This is a genomic window from Brevibacillus sp. FSL L8-0520 (assembly GCF_037963895.1).
Taxonomy (GTDB): domain Bacteria; phylum Bacillota; class Bacilli; order Brevibacillales; family Brevibacillaceae; genus Brevibacillus; species Brevibacillus borstelensis.
Map to the genome: position 1 here is coordinate 2956049 of NZ_CP150171.1, position 14355 is coordinate 2970403.

The following is a 14355-nucleotide window of genomic DNA, read 5'->3' on the forward strand; positions in this document are numbered from 1 at the left end:
AATGGGTTTGGGGTTATGGCTGTTCAAAAGTAGTGCGTTTGATATACTGGCCGCTTCCTGCCTGCCCGACGAATTGCTTGTCGCGCACCACGAACGAGCCCCTCGATAGAACCGAGACGACCTCGCCGTACACTTCCATTCCTTCAAATGGGTTGTAGTCAACGTTCATATGGTGCGTTTCGACGGAAAGCGTACGCTTTACATGCGGGTCAAAAATGACGATATCGGCATCCGAGCCTACCGCAATCGTTCCTTTTCTCGGGAACATCCCAAACAGCTTCGCAGCCTTCGTAGAAGAGATGTCCACGAACTGGTTCAGGCTAATGCGTCCCTGGCGTACCCCCTCGGAATAGAGGATCGTCAAGCGGTCTTCTATCAACGGACCGCCGTTGGGAATCTTGGTGAAATCACCTCTCCCCAGTTCTTTTTGACCCCGAAAGTTGAAAGGACAATGATCGGAGCCGACGGTCTGCAATATGCCGTTCTTCAATGCGCTCCACAGCACTTCCTGATTCCATTTCTCCCGGAGCGGCGGTGACCAGACGTATTTGGCTCCCTCGAAGTCGGGCTGATCCATGATACTCACATCCAAAGCCAAATATTGCGGACATGTCTCCCCGTAGACATTCCAGCCTTTCTCCCGCGCCTCCGCTATCCGCTGTACCGCCGATGCACAAGAGACATGGACGACGTAAAGCTGCGAGCCCGCCAACGCGGTCAAAGCAATGGCTCTGCCCGTCGCCTCTCCTTCCGCCTCGGGCGGCCTGGTATAAGCGTGATAGATCGGATCGGTGTTCCCCTCGGCCAGTGCTTTCTTGGTCAAATAATCGAGGACATCGCCGTTTTCCGCATGCACCTGTACGAGCGCCCCCAGCTCCTTGGCCTTGACCAAGGTTTTGAACAAAGTCTCATCGTCTGCCTGGAAGACGTTTTTATATGCCATAAACACTTTCAGCGAAGTAATCCCTTCCGACGAGATGACACTCTCCAGCTCCTCCAGCACCTGATCGTTTGCCTCCGCGATCATCAGGTGAAACCCGTAATCAATGACGGCTTTCCCGCGTGCCTTTTCATGCCAGGTCGCAATCGCCGATTTCAGCGACTCTCCTTTTTTGGTCAGACAGAAATCGACGATGCTGGTCGTTCCGCCAAATGCCGCTGCCCGGGTGCCGGTAAAGAAGTCGTCCGCCGTCACCGTGCCTCCAAACGGCATGTCGAGGTGTGTATGCGGATCGATCCCGCCTGGAATGACATAGCATCCGGTGGCGTCGATTTCTTCCGCACCGTCAACTGACAGCTGATGACCGATCGCGACTACCCGTTCGCCCTCGATCAATACGTCAGCCTGATACGTATCGGCTGCCGTCACTACAGTACCTCTGCGAATCCATTTTTTCATCTCATACCCTCCTCTTTTCCCGACCCCGTCAGGGCAAATGCTCTGGCGGTATGTCTCTTGCCAGTACAAGCTATGCATTCAGAGGTTAAAACATTACTCCTGTCCCGCTTCGCAGCTTCCGCCTGCTGCCAGTGCCGCTTGACGCTGGTTCCAAGAGAGCGGCGGCTGATCAGACGGGATTTCTACCATCTCTATCGTCCCTTCGACCGGACATACGATGGAGCAGAGATTGCAGCCGACACAGTCTTCTTCACGAACGACCAGCCTTTCTTTCCCCGTAAGCTCGTCAGTCACAATATCGATGCACTGGTGAGAGGTGTCCTCGCAAGCAATATGGCACTTGTTGCAATTGATGCACGTTTCCTCGTGGATGCGGGCTACGACCTTGTAGTTTAGGTTGAGATGGCCCCAATCGGAATAGGTGTGCACAGCTTTGCCGACGATGTCCATGACCGAAGCGATTCCCCGCTCATCCAGGTAGTTGTTCAGGCCGTCGATCATGTCCTCGACAATCCGAAATCCGTGATGCATGGCTGCGGTGCATACCTGGACGCCGCTCGCTCCCATGAGCAAAAATTCGACTGCATCCTGCCATGTGGAAATGCCGCCAATCCCGGAGATCGGAATCCCCACCTGCGGATCGCGAGCGCATTCCGCTACCATGTTGAGCGCGATCGGCTTCACCGCTGGTCCGCAATAACCGCCGTGCGCTCCTTTTCCATCCACATGCGGGATCGGCAGCCACGAGTCCAGATCGACTCCGATCAGGCTGTTGATCGTATTGATCATGCTGACGGCATCGGCTCCCCCCTCTGACGCTGCACGGGCTGTGAAGCGGATATCTGTTATGTTTGGCGTCAGCTTGACGATGACAGGCGTCTGGGCGACTTCCTTGACCCACTCTACCTGCTGCCGGATCAGGTCGGGGTGCTGACCTACTGCCGAGCCCATGCCGCGTTCCGCCATGCCGTGCGGACAGCCAAAGTTCAGCTCCAGTCCGTCTACCCCTATGGCCTCCACTTTCTTCACGATTTCATGCCACGCTTCGCGCTTGTGCTCGACCATGAGCGAAGCGATCAACGTGTGCTTCGGAAACAGCTTTTTGGTCTCCAGCATTTCCTTCAGGTTTTCCTCGAGCGGTCTGTCCGTGATCAGCTCGATGTTGTTGAAGCCGAGCACCCGCTGTCCTCCGAAGTGAAGTCCGGCAAACCGGGACGTCACGTTTATGATCGGTTCCCCCAGTGTCTTCCAGACTGCTCCTCCCCACCCCGCATCAAACGCCCGCTGCACCTGATAGCCTGAATTGGTAGGCGGTGCTGAAGCCAGCCAAAACGGATTGGGCGACTCGATTCCCGCCAAATTAATGCGTAAATCTGCCATTGTTTCTACGCCTCCTTCTTATAAAACTGGCTGAGACTTTGCTTCCAGCGCCGTGTGGATCGCATGAGCCGCCCGCTTTCCGTGATTGGCTGCATCCACGACCATCGCGTCCGTATTCCCTCCGCCAAAGATGACATCGCCCGCGGCGTAGACATGCGGATGAGAGGTTCGATACGTGCCTTCCTCGATCTCCACGATCCCGTTTTTGTGCTGAAGCCCGAACATTTCGATCAAGTCCACGTGCCGCGTTTGCCCGATTGCCTTTACAACGAAATCCACTTCCATTACAAACTCGCTGCCCGGGACCGGCTCCGGACGCCTTCGTCCTTTTGCATCCGGCTCCCCAAGCTGCATCCGCATAAGCTCAATACCGGTCACCCGTCCGTTTTCGCCGATAATCCGGGTCGGCGCTACCAGCCAACGGAATTCCACGCCATCTTGTTTCGCAAATTCATACTCGAACTCGTAGCAGGTCATCTCTTTCTCTGTACGCCTGTAGAGAATCTGAACGAGCTGGGCACCCAGCCGTTTGGAGGCAGTGGCTCCGTCTATCGCCGTGTTTCCCGCCCCGATCACGACCACTTTCTTACCGAGCATCAAATCCGTAAGCGGTTTCGTTTTCGTATCCTCCACAAGGGAAATCGCATCGAGAACGCCGATCAAGTCTTCGCCTTCGATGTTCAGCATCGGGACAGCACCCATGCCTGCCGCAAGCAAGACGGCATCAAAGCTCTGCAGAAGGTCCTCCGGTGTCACGTCTACACCGACGCGGGTTCCAGTCTTGATGGTCACGCCCATCTGCTCGATTTGCTCAACCTCCCACAGTGCAACCTCCTGCGGCAAACGGAAGGAAACGATGCCATAGGTGTTTAGCCCGCCGGCCTTTTCTCGCGCTTCGAAAACCGTTACTTCATAGCCGAGACGGGCAAGCTCTCGCGCTGCCGAAAGACCGGCTGGACCGCCGCCGACGATAGCGACGCGCTTGCCATTTTGCTCTCCTGCATGAAACAGAATTTTCTGATTTTTTATTGCCCAGTCTGTCGCATGACGCTGAAGCAGCCCGATCATGATCGGCTTGGAGGCGTGATTGAGCACACAGGCACCTTCGCACAGCTCCTCTGTCGGACAGACCCTGGCACAGCTAGCTCCGACCGGGTTTGCCTCCATAATCGTCCTCGCCGACCCGAGCAGATTGCCGGTCGCAATTTTTTTAATAAAGGACGGGATGTCGATCGAGGTGGGACAGGCCTTGATACAGGGGGCATCGTAACAGAAAAGGCACCGGTTTGCTTCGTCTATCGCTTCTTTCGGCTTCAGGGCAGGAACTACTTCTTGAAAGTTTGCCTGCAGCATAGATGCGGTCTTTGTTTCTTCGCGGTGAACGCTCATTATGCAACAACCTCCTCAGGCGTTCTGAAAATTGCTTCCTTGCTATTATCAATGTGGAAAAAAAGCGTTTTATGATTCCTTCATCACCTTTTTTAAATAGGAGGTTCCTGAAATGAAACCGACTTCCCAGGCATGATTGATTTCAATGCAGAATAGGCTGATACCAAAACAAGAATTGAGGGGGATGGCATGAAGGATTACGATCAGCTGATTGCCAGACTCAAGCAGCAAATTGCAGAAGCGATGGACCGGTTGGAGAGATTGGAAGCCGAACGGATTGCTTTTGAAGCGCAACGCTCGGAGAGAAAAAACTATGTATCATCGCGCGAGATTTTGGACCTGCTCGCCTCCCGGAGCGGAAGGACGGGAAGCATGGCCTCGATTAAAAGGTGGGCAGACGATGGGCTGCTTGGCACGGTCATCGATGAGCGCGAGGTATTTCCTTTGCTGGCAGGCAAACAGGGAAACAAGCGTTTTCTGTATCCGCGAAAAGAAGTACTGCGCTTTTTGCACGGAAAAGGTTTGCTCGTTCCCAAATTTGACGTCCTGGATCGCGTTCGTCTGGAGCGGAACGGGAAATGGGTTTGTGCGGTCATCACGGCTGTCGCCTTAAGCAAGGCTGATCCTGCAGATGACCTGTTTGTCTACCAGGTACAGATCGAGGAAAACGGCGAAGTAATAGACGGGGTCACGGAGGGTGCTTTGCAGAAAGCCAATCAGACCTCCACTTCTCTTGCCCGGTCGTAAGGAGGAGTTATGGAAACAGCTGTTATCACGCTCGGCAATACTGTAGAAAACCAGGAATATTCTCGCCAAATTCGCGACTTTCATAAAAAAAAGGGGCAGCCCCTCACTATCCGTTTCAGTGAAGAGCTGACCCATATCATCCTGGAAGCCCCTTGCTTGTACGTACCCGATCGCAACATACTCGGAAAAGAAGCGGTTGTCGAAGGGGTGGTCAAGAAGAATGGCAATCATCTTGAAATTCACCCGCGAAGCAAGGGAAAAACGATTAATTTGCATCTGGATTCGGAACTGGTGAACGAGCTGGAGCAAATACGCCTGAAGGTGGCGAGCAAGACCCAGCACGACGTCATCCTGGAAATGTTCGTTCGCGGACTTCGCGCATACCAAGCCGAACAGGATGACCAGCCCGCAACCACTAAAAAAGAGCGGGGATGAGCTTATTTATAGTCCCCTTTTAAATAGTTGTAAAACGGTTGATCGACCCAAAACTGATACGTTTCCACGCTGGCAGAAGGGTTGATTTTTTTCAATCCGGATACGACTTTGGCCGAATCTTCGTTCAGGGTAAAAGTCTGGGCCAGATAGCGGCCTTTTTTCAGCACATTGTTTGTGATCACCGGATACTCATCCAGCTTTGTCAGGGAATAGTAGAGAGGCTGCCACCAGGACGATTTGAGAAGACCGGTCATATCCTCTTGATTGCGCTTCGCGTATTTCAGTACGAGCGGTTGGAATTTCTCTTTTTCTTCGACCGTGGCAAACTCCAGACTCAGATCGTATTCCTTGGCGTAGGCAATGTGATTGCCGTTGTCGATCGGGACTACTTGATAATCATCCGTTTGTACCGGCTCGCCCCATTCTTTCAAATAAACAAAAGCAGACGTTTTCGGCTCCAACTGTACTTTCGCAGCAATGCCTTCGCTGCGGAGCAGGCCGACCAATTGCACCGCATGGACGATATCGCTATGCCCGTAGGTGATCGTCCGTGCGGGATCAAAGTGGGGATCAAACTGCGTGTCCTTGAGATTGTAACCGGTGATCAGGTTTTGTTTCAGTCCTTCATCTACGGTCTTTTGCAATTCTTCTGTCCTGATCAACTGGGATTCATTCCACGCCTGGACGAGCTTTCCGAAGATGTCGTCGTCGCTGATGGTGCCGAGAAAGTTTTGCTGCTCTCCGTGAAATTCTGCCACCTTGTTCAAGAGCTGATAGGCGAGCTCGGCGGATACATTTGCTTCCAGCTTTATTCCGGACAAATCCTTTGCAGAAAGGAACCCGGTGTCAAAGGCGACCGCCACCTCCTGTGCCGCTTCCTTGGCAATCCCTTCGCCTGCTTTATACGTCAAGCCGGCTGCATCCCAGGCTGCGGAGATTTTTTCGTCCGAATACGTATGCGCCAGTTCCTTTAAGTCAGCAGCCTTTACGGAAGCGCTGATTGCCTCCCATGCCAAAAGCTTATTGCTCGTCGAGCCTTTCGGGAAGAAAGAATGATTGGCCCCATCGCTGTTAACCGCTATACTGGAAGAGGCTAGCAGCGTTTCCAAAGCCTTTTCAAACTGCTGTTTGGTAATAGTCCCGGACAAAGTGATTCCGTACCGCTTTGTGATGTAGGCGGCGGCATCTTTGACGGATGTTGGCTGAGGTGCTGATGTTTGCACCGCAGTAGCTTGCACCGCCAAAGAAGAAGTGGATGCGGGCGCTGCATACACCTGCGTGCCAGCGGTCACCGCTAAAGCGGTTAGTAAAACTGCCCCCGCGGCTGCCTGTTTGATTGTACGTCCTTTGTTCATGGTTTTCCTCCCCTGTCGAAATGATTAAAACATAGAATTCCTATGTATTTACTTAGTATTCATTACGTTGTACCTTATCATGATCCCCAACCCGCGTCAATACCTTTCGCTTTTGCTTGGGACATCTTCCTGGATCTGCCGACCAACTGCCGATAGAGTCTTGTTTGCCATACATAGACATGATTTGTCATGCCTTTCGATATACACTTTTGGGAGGGACACTTGTGGAATACAAAAGTCATTTCGACTTACCAATTCAACTGATCATGTTTTTCCCGTTTCTGATCCTCCTGGTTCTATACGCGCTAAATATCCTCACCAGTATCTGGGCCTATCGGGACGCTCGCAAACGCGGCAAAAGCAACGAATACGCTTTGCTTGTACTCATTGGAACACTGCTTTTTCCGGTCATGGGTCTGATTGTCTATTTCATCATGAGAAAAGATTCTTGATTCTGAAACCATGAAACCAAACGGCCTCCTTTCCCTTTCTGCTCGTCTTAGGGCAGGTCAGGAATAGGAAGCCGTTTTTGTTATTTGATTGCTTAGGCTAATTCCGCAAACGCTTCACGCAGTACGCGAGCGATGAAGTCAATGTCTTCGCTTGTAGTCGAGAAAGGAGGCGAAAGGGTGAGAACGTTATTGAAGCCCGGTATCGTATCGCCATTTCGTCCGATGATCAGGCCGCGCTGTTTACAGGCTCCGATGACTTTGGTCAATTTGTCAGGCGCTGCCGGTTCCTTCGTTTCCCGATTTTCCACCATCTCGATGCCCATCAGAAAACCGAAGCTCCGAATGTCGCCTACATGCGGATGCTCCTCTAAGAACGACAGCTTCTCCCGCAGCTCCTCTCCCAGACGGCCAGCCCTCTCGATCATCTGCTCTTCTTCCATCAGCTCAAGGTTTTTCAGCGCGAGCGCACAAGCCGCCGGATTTCCGCCGAACGTATTGACGTGACGGAAGTGCAGGTTGACTCCTTGCTCGTTAAACTTGTCGGCAATGTCTGCCCGCACCGCGGTAGCCGACAACGGCAGGTACGCACTTGTGATCCCTTTGGCCATGGTCACAATGTCAGGCTTGATGCCAAAGTTTTGATGACCAAACTTTTGACCGGAACGGCCGAATCCACAAATCACTTCGTCGACGATCAAAAGGACGCCGTACTTGTCACAGATTTCCCGCACCTTCGGCATGTACTCCGGCGGAGGAACGATGACGCCGCCGCCTGTGATCGTCGGCTCCATAATGACGGCCGCCACGCTGTTTGCTCCCTCCCAGTTGATGACCTCGTCGAATACCTGGGCACACTCGAGGCTGCAGCTCCCGTAGGACTTTCCGAATGGACAGCGGTAGCAATACGGCGGGGAAACGTGGAGAAAGCCCGGCGCCAGCGGCTCGTATTTTTGTTTTCGGATCGATTGTCCGGTAGCAGCCAAAGCTCCCATCGTATTGCCGTGATAGGCCCGGTGACGGGAAATGAACTTGTACCGGCCCGGCTCGCCGTTCTGATGGTGGTATTGACGGGCGATTTTGAAGGCTACTTCATTCGCTTCCGAACCGCTGTTGGAGAAAAAGACCCGATACTCTTCACCGAGCCACTCGCTCACCTTTTCCGACAGCTTGATCGCTGGCACATGGCTTTGTGTCAGCGGGAAGTAGGCCATCGTTTTCAATTGCTCATAGGCAGCCTCAGCAAGCTCTTGCCGGCCGTAGCCGATATTGACGCACCACAGGCCAGACATGCCGTCCAGGTATTTGTTTCCGTCAATGTCCGTCACCCACGAGCCGCTCGCTTCCGTGACGATCATCGGATTCGGATTGTAGGGCGACATGTGATGCCACATGTGCGCCCTGTCTTTTTCCAGCAGGGATTCCTTTTCCAGCGTATGAGTTTGTTGCTCCTGGCTCATTTTCGATCCTCCCTTTCGTTATTTCACGAATACTTTTTGGGAACCGATACTGGTATCGCCGTCGTCAAACCAGCGCGACGTAATCGTCTTTTTCTTCGTGAAAAAGTCGACGCCGTCTTTGCCGTTGGCATGCAGGTCTCCGTAAAACGAGTTCTTCCATCCGGTGAAGGCGAAGAAGCCCATTGGCGCAGGGACGCCTACGTTGACCCCGACCATGCCGGCTTCCACGCGCTGTACAAACTCCCGTCCCCACTTGCCGTTTTCTGTGTAAATGGTGGCTCCGTTTCCAAAGCGGGATTTGCTGATCGTTTCAAGTCCTTCCTCGAAATTCTTGACCCGCATGACGCTTAGCACAGGCGCAAAAATCTCGTCTCGGACGATCACCATCTCGGCATCCGCCTTGTCAAAAATCGTAGGCCCGAGGAAATAGCCCTCCGGGTTTGCTTTCGCATCCTCCCGTCCATCCCGAACGAGCTCGGCGCCTGCGGAAAGTCCCTGCTCGATGAAACCGTGCACTTTTTCCAAATGCGAAGCGCGAATGACCGGTCCCAGGTCAACCCCCGGCTCTAGCCCGTTCCCCATTTTCAAGGCGTTGGACTCTTCGATCAGATGGCGGATCAGCTCGTCTGCGATCTCCTCTACTGCCACGACCGCGCTCGCCGCCATACAGCGCTCGCCTGCACAGCCAAAGGCGGAGCTGACGATGGTTTTGGCTGCTCGCTGCAGATTCGTGTCCGGCATGACGAGGTGGTGGTTTTTGGCCCCGGCCAACGCCTGGACGCGTTTTCCATGCGCTGCGGCTGTCTTGTAGACGTACTCGGCGACTGGCTGCGAACCGACGAAGGAGATCGCTTTCACATCCGGGTGCTCCAATAGCCCGTTCACCACATCGTGAGCGCCGTTGACGACGTTGAATACGCCATCGGGCAATCCCGCTTCCTTTAACAGCTCGGCGATCCGAATGCAGGACAGCGGCGTGCGCTCGGACGGCTTCAAGACAAATGTATTGCCTGCCGTAATCGCGATCGGGTACATCCACATCGGCACCATCAAGGGGAAATTGAACGGCGTAATTCCGCCAACGACGCCAAGAGGAAACCGAATTACCTGGCAGTCGATGTTCCTGGCGATATTCGGGAGCGTCTCACCCATGAGCAGCGTCGGCATTCCTGCCGCAAACTCCACCATTTCAATGCCGCGGAGCAATTCCGCGTGTGCCTCAGGCAGGTTTTTCCCGTTCTCCAGCGTAATCATTTGCGCCAGCTCATCCTGGTGCTCCCAGAGCAGGTTTTGGAAGCGGAACATGATCCGGGCACGATCTACCGCAGGGGTCTGACTCCAGGCCGGAAAGGCAGCCTTGGCCGCTTGCACAGCCTTGTCCACGTCATCCTTCGTCGAGAGTGGTACGCGCGACAGCACTTCGCCTGTTGCCGGGTTGGGGATATCCTCATAGCGCTCCGTCTGGGACTCCACCCATTCTCCGGCGATGTAGTTTTTCAAAGTAGGACCAACTGTTGTTGTACTCATCCTTTCAACTCCTTTGCGCACATGCATGATTGATAATTCTATCTTATCTGAACATTCAACGCGCCATCACTAGACAAACTGACAGGAGTTCGGTAGTATTCATGTTACAGACTGTCTATAGGAGGAGAAGAATGACCAATGAATGGCGCCTGACCGTGGCAGATGTCGTCAAACGTCCTTTGTTTCAGCACGCGGAAGTGGTCGCAGGCAGTCGGGGCTTGTCCCGCTCGGTGCGATGGGTGCATGTATTGGAAGCGGCTCACACTGTTCAATACCTGAACGGCGATGAGCTGATCCTTTCGACCGGACTCGGATTTGGCGAGGCAAAAGAAAAGCGGCTGGCTTATCTCTCCGAGCTCATTTCACGGAAGGCGGTCGGGTTATGTATCGAGCTTGGCGACTACATCCCGCAAGTGCCACAGGACATGCTTGAGCTCGCTGACCATCATGACTTTCCACTGATTGTCTTTCATAAGCCTGTTCGCTTCGTTGACATTACACTGGATCTGCACGAGCATTTGATCAACCGTCAAATGCAGGCGCTTCGCAACCTGGAGACGTATTCCCGCAGCTTGCAGCAGCTCAGTCTGCAGACACAGGGAATTCCGAAACTCTTGCAGCATTTTCAGGCCAGTGTACACACACAGGTGTTTTTTTTTCCCTTGGATGGAAATCCTCTCTACGTCCCTCCCCTGCCGCAGGTTGTTCAATCGGAGCTGTCCGGTTTGATGCGTACGGCCCTGCCGCAAGGGGACGATTCCGTCTCAAGCAGCGGGATCATCGCGCTCTCGGACAAAAAGAAGCTGGTCTACCAGCCCATTATCGTCATGGGACATCTGCTCGCTTATGTCGGCTTGATTCTGTATGATCGGGAAGCCGACGAATACCTGCTATTGACGCTCGATTATACCGTTAGCTCGATGGCCCAAATTCTGATGCGAAAAATGTTTGCCGAAGAGCAGATGCTCGCAGCAGAGAATCGGCTGTTCGACGATCTGATCGCAAACAGGCCGTTGCCAGAGGAACAAATACGCTCTCTCTTAGGCTTATCCGGCAAGAACAAAACACCGACCTACTACACGCTCTTATTGTCTCTCCATCGGAGCACGGAGGACCTTTCCTCGCCCCTCGCGCCGCATGAGCTTACCGGCGTATTCCGTTCTTTGCTGACGAGGCTCGGCTTTCGTCCCTTCATCCGCTGCAAAGGAAACCGCTTTTACCTTCTCCTGATCGCACCAACCCATCAAACGGATATTCGCCGAACTCTGGACAAGGCCATGTCCGAGATGAAACGGATGTGCCGCCAGGCCATGGGACCGGATACCGAGGTCCTGTTTGGTGTAAGCCGGCCTGGCGAGAGGCTTTCAGAGGCGGGCCGGCACCTGGCAGAATCCGAGCAGGCCCTGATCTTCCAGCAAGACGCCCACAGCCCCTATTTTGCCGAGCTGGGCTTGTTCCGTCTGCTGTTTCATGTCCCCCAGGATCCCGTGCTCACGCATTTTATCGATGATTACCTGGGGCCGCTCCTGCGATACGATGCGGAGAACGGGACCCAACTGGCCCAGACATTGCGTGTCTACCTGGATCACAACTTGTCCAAGCAGGAAACGGCTGATCATTTATTCATCCACCGCCAGACCTTGTACCACCGGCTGGAAAAAATCCAGGAGCATCTCCCGGTAGACTTTACGCACCCCAATGAACGGCTCTGTCTGGAAATAGCCTTGCGGGCTCACGAGTGGAAGCACGGGTTGAAATACCACACGCCCCCGAACAAGGCTCAAGACAAAACGGCGCGTCCGCCACGTTAGCGTGATGGGCTGCGCCGTTTCCATCCGTATGATCATTCCGGTTTATTCAGGATAGCTCATCGAGAGTTTATAGGATACCTTCGGGCCGTCTTCAAGCTCCAGTCGTATTTTGTATCGCCCCTTCTCCGGGAGCGGCAGAACGAGGCTTTTCCTCTTTTTTATCTCCTTGATTGCCAGTATATCGCCTTGGGAGTCATACAACGTCAAGCTTAACGACGCATGATTGTTCCAGTCAACATATACTCTCAACCGGCCTTCGCTCTTGGCCCGAAATGAGTAATCGGCATACCTGTCCGACCTTTTGTCATCATGCAGCTTCCCTTGCTCGATATGCTGTCCGCCGCCTTTTTCCTTGATTTTGCCCGTTGTGGCGAGCGCAAATGGCTGTGGACCTTTTGGGACATTGAAGCCTTTTACGCTCACCGTGTACAAGCCTTTTTCCGGTCGGGAAATCCATACTTGTTCCACATTGTTCAAATTGTCCACTTCATCGTCATACGGGAAACGGAAAAAGTCGTTTCCGTTGAACTTCTCTCCGCTGGGAGCGGTTACAGTCAGATCAAGGTTGTTCACCAAGGTTCTTTTCGCTGCCAGAGAAGCCGGATAGTCTGTCCAAGCCAATGTGATGGCAAGCGGCTTGGAGCGTTCGTACACCTCGACGGCAAACGTCGCCTCTTCTCCTGTCACCAGACCATCTGTTTCATCTACGAAATCTGTCTCGATCGCCTGCAGGAGGTTGGCCCGCCCGAATCCCTGAAGGCGCATGTCCTCATCGAGATCATCGGCTCCGCTGATCAGCATCGCTTTGATCAGGGCGGCACTCGGTTCATCCAGTTCTTTTTCTTCGAGCAAAAACTGGCGAAGCTGGGCCGCTCCTCCGGCCAGAATTGGTGCGGCCATGCTTGTCCCGCTGTTGTATGCATAGTATTGGTCGAAGAGCTCTTCAAACTCCTCTTCAGGAGCGACCGATGAGCGAGCGGAAAGAATATAGCTCCCGGGTGCGACAATATCGGGCTTCAGCCTTCCATCCTTCGTCGTTCCGCGGCTGCTGAATCCCGCTACAGTATCCGGATCATCCGCCTCATCCCCGCCTACATCCGGTCGGTCGTTCTCGGTAGCCCCTACGGCGATGACATTTTTGGCTGTGGCCGGGCTGCCGATCGTCTTGTAGCCATACTCTCCCTGATTGCCCGCAGCTACCAGGGCAGTCATATCCTTGTGTTCCCAGAGAAACTGGTCAAACAAGAAGGAATCGAGTCCGTAATCGCCGTTATCGTCAGTCCCCCATGAATCCGAGTGAATACGTGCGCCGTCCTCGTAGGCTTCCCCGAGAATGTCCTCGACCTCTCCTTTCAAATACCCCTTTTCCGTCAGCATCGAATGGAAAACCAGCTCCGCCTCCGGCGCCATTCCCTGATACTGTCCATCAGAAGCCTCTCCGCTGCCAAGTGCCGATCCGGCTACATGCGTTCCGTGTCCATCCAGATCACTCGCGTCGCCTTTGCGGCCAATTGCATACAAGCTTTTGATCCTCCCCGTAAAATCGGGATGGAGATCGTCTGGATCGCCTGTATCCAAACCACTGTCGGCGATGCCAATAATCTGTCCTTTCCCGGTAAAGCCGGCAGATTCCAGCTTGTTTGCCTTGATGATTTTTGCAGCCCGATCATTATGTAGTTTTCGCTCCGGCATAGGAATCACGGCAATGACATCTTCTGACTGGATGACCTCCTCCAATCCTTCTCCGCTCATGCGTGCAAGCGAGATGTGCCTCGCATTCTGCAGCGAGTCCACATCACCGATGCTTTCTTCACTCGCCGCCCGATACAGAGTGCGGTTCATGTCCACTTGCTGATCAAAGCCGATCACAGCTACTTCTACCTCATCGGTTGTTCCCAATGACTTGCGAAGAGTCGGCGCTACCTTGTTAACCGGATAAAAAGGAACGACCCTTTTGACAAAAGAGAGCCGTTTCAATTTTTTCTCATCGCCCTGTTCTGATAATTTGGCTATAAAGGAATAGTCAGGCAAATAGTCGCCCAGCTCTATACCGATATCCTCTATTTCTTCTTTCCATTCTTCTTCAATGGGCCCCTCGAATTGAATGACGACCAGGTCTGTTTCTCCTCCCGCTTTGGATCGGGAATCCAGAGAAAAGCCTTCCCGCGCTTCAATCTCCAGATCTCCCCTGCGCTCACCTTGTTGCTTGGCTCCTGTCGGCAGCCCGCCGACCATGAGCGACAGAACAAGTACCCCAATCAGTGCCGCATGCCTTTTTCCCCGCAATGAAATGCCCCCTTCTCCCGTCTGATTTTTGAATAACAACATTATACGAAAAGGGTAATAATTGTAAAAGTGTCCCAAGCTTCAGACGGACAAAAAAGCGCAGCAATCCCTGCTGGA

General features: G+C 53.5%; 11 protein-coding genes. 4 read left to right on the forward strand and 7 right to left on the reverse strand.

What is annotated here, in order from left to right; all coding sequences use genetic code 11:
- Positions 1–13: 13 nt before the first annotated feature.
- From hydA to NSQ24_RS14780, 3 genes are all read right to left on the reverse strand, one after another.
- Positions 14–1399: a dihydropyrimidinase gene (gene hydA, locus NSQ24_RS14770; protein ID WP_003385640.1), complete on the reverse strand. Its 1386-nt coding sequence runs from the start codon at positions 1397–1399 to the stop codon at positions 14–16.
- A gap of 93 nt (positions 1400–1492) precedes the next feature.
- The gene (gene preA, locus NSQ24_RS14775) at positions 1493–2779 is read right to left on the reverse strand and encodes an NAD-dependent dihydropyrimidine dehydrogenase subunit PreA (RefSeq protein WP_003385641.1); all 1287 of its coding nucleotides are present in this window, start codon (positions 2777–2779) and stop codon (positions 1493–1495) included.
- A gap of 18 nt (positions 2780–2797) precedes the next feature.
- Positions 2798–4168 carry an NAD(P)-dependent oxidoreductase gene (locus NSQ24_RS14780; RefSeq protein WP_339166113.1) on the reverse strand — a complete coding sequence of 457 codons (1371 nt, stop codon included), beginning with the start codon at positions 4166–4168 and terminating at the stop codon, positions 2798–2800.
- Positions 4169–4357: 189 nt separating this feature from the next.
- Between NSQ24_RS14780 and NSQ24_RS14785 the strand changes: the two genes are divergently transcribed.
- Positions 4358–4915 carry a hypothetical protein gene (locus NSQ24_RS14785; protein ID WP_039070300.1) on the forward strand — a complete coding sequence of 186 codons (558 nt, stop codon included), beginning with the start codon at positions 4358–4360 and terminating at the stop codon, positions 4913–4915.
- A gap of 9 nt (positions 4916–4924) precedes the next feature.
- The gene (locus NSQ24_RS14790) at positions 4925–5350 is read left to right on the forward strand and encodes a hypothetical protein (protein WP_003385644.1); all 426 of its coding nucleotides are present in this window, start codon (positions 4925–4927) and stop codon (positions 5348–5350) included.
- 2 nt (positions 5351–5352) lie between these two features.
- On the opposite strand, the gene NSQ24_RS14795 is transcribed toward NSQ24_RS14790, so the two are convergent.
- Positions 5353–6705, reverse strand: coding sequence for a hypothetical protein (locus tag NSQ24_RS14795; protein ID WP_172920489.1), 1353 nt, complete (start codon positions 6703–6705; stop codon positions 5353–5355).
- Positions 6706–6929: 224 nt separating this feature from the next.
- On the opposite strand from NSQ24_RS14795, the gene NSQ24_RS14800 reads away from it, so the two are divergent.
- A complete protein-coding gene (locus NSQ24_RS14800; RefSeq protein ID WP_003385646.1) occupies positions 6930–7157 on the forward strand; it encodes a PLDc N-terminal domain-containing protein in 228 nt (75 codons plus the stop codon).
- 92 nt (positions 7158–7249) lie between these two features.
- Here the strand turns inward: NSQ24_RS14800 and NSQ24_RS14805 are convergent, their stop codons facing one another.
- Positions 7250–8614, reverse strand: a complete 1365-nt coding sequence (locus tag NSQ24_RS14805) for an aspartate aminotransferase family protein (protein WP_024984172.1) — start codon at positions 8612–8614, stop codon at positions 7250–7252.
- 18 nt (positions 8615–8632) lie between these two features.
- Positions 8633–10141: a CoA-acylating methylmalonate-semialdehyde dehydrogenase gene (locus tag NSQ24_RS14810; protein WP_024984171.1), complete on the reverse strand. Its 1509-nt coding sequence runs from the start codon at positions 10139–10141 to the stop codon at positions 8633–8635.
- A 131-nt stretch (positions 10142–10272) separates the two neighbouring features.
- Here NSQ24_RS14810 and NSQ24_RS14815 point away from each other — a divergent pair, with 131 nt between their 5' ends.
- Positions 10273–11952: a PucR family transcriptional regulator ligand-binding domain-containing protein gene (locus NSQ24_RS14815; protein WP_339166115.1), complete on the forward strand. Its 1680-nt coding sequence runs from the start codon at positions 10273–10275 to the stop codon at positions 11950–11952.
- A 42-nt stretch (positions 11953–11994) separates the two neighbouring features.
- Here the strand turns inward: NSQ24_RS14815 and NSQ24_RS14820 are convergent, their stop codons facing one another.
- Complete coding sequence (locus NSQ24_RS14820; RefSeq protein ID WP_339166117.1) at positions 11995–14238, reverse strand: S8 family serine peptidase; 2244 nt, start codon at positions 14236–14238, stop codon at positions 11995–11997.
- Between the last annotated feature and the right edge of the window lie 117 nt (positions 14239–14355).